This window comes from Mesorhizobium sp. LNHC229A00 (genome assembly GCF_000502415.1).
In the GTDB taxonomy this organism is placed as follows: domain Bacteria; phylum Pseudomonadota; class Alphaproteobacteria; order Rhizobiales; family Rhizobiaceae; genus Mesorhizobium.
On record NZ_AYWQ01000217.1, the window covers coordinates 1 to 359 of the forward strand.

The window sequence follows — 359 nt, forward strand, 5'->3', positions numbered from 1 at the left end:
GCGCGCACCGCGCCCGGGCGGCTATGATGGTGTGCTCGACCGCGCTCATCAATCTGGCACGCAAGATGGACGAGCGATGGGACATCCCGTTTTTCGAGGGATCCTTCTACGGCATCACCGACACCTCGGAAGCACTCCGACAAATCTCTCAGCTGCTCGTGCAGAAGGGTGCCGATCCGGAGATCCTCGGCCGCACCGAGGTATTGATTGCAGAGGAAGAGGCGATCGCTTGGAAGAAGCTAGCCGCCTACCGGCCGAGGCTCGAAGGCAAGCGCGTGCTGCTCAACACCGGCGGTGTGAAGTCCTGGTCGGTCGTCCATGCGCTGATGGAGATCGGGATCGAGATCGTCGGCACCTCT

1 protein-coding gene is annotated in these 359 nt (G+C 62.1%); it reads left to right on the plus strand.

Annotated elements, in window-relative coordinates; genetic code table 11:
- The coding region (locus X742_RS0139870) for a nitrogenase component 1 (protein ID WP_031248898.1) at positions 1-359 on the plus strand (359 nt) is incomplete at both ends.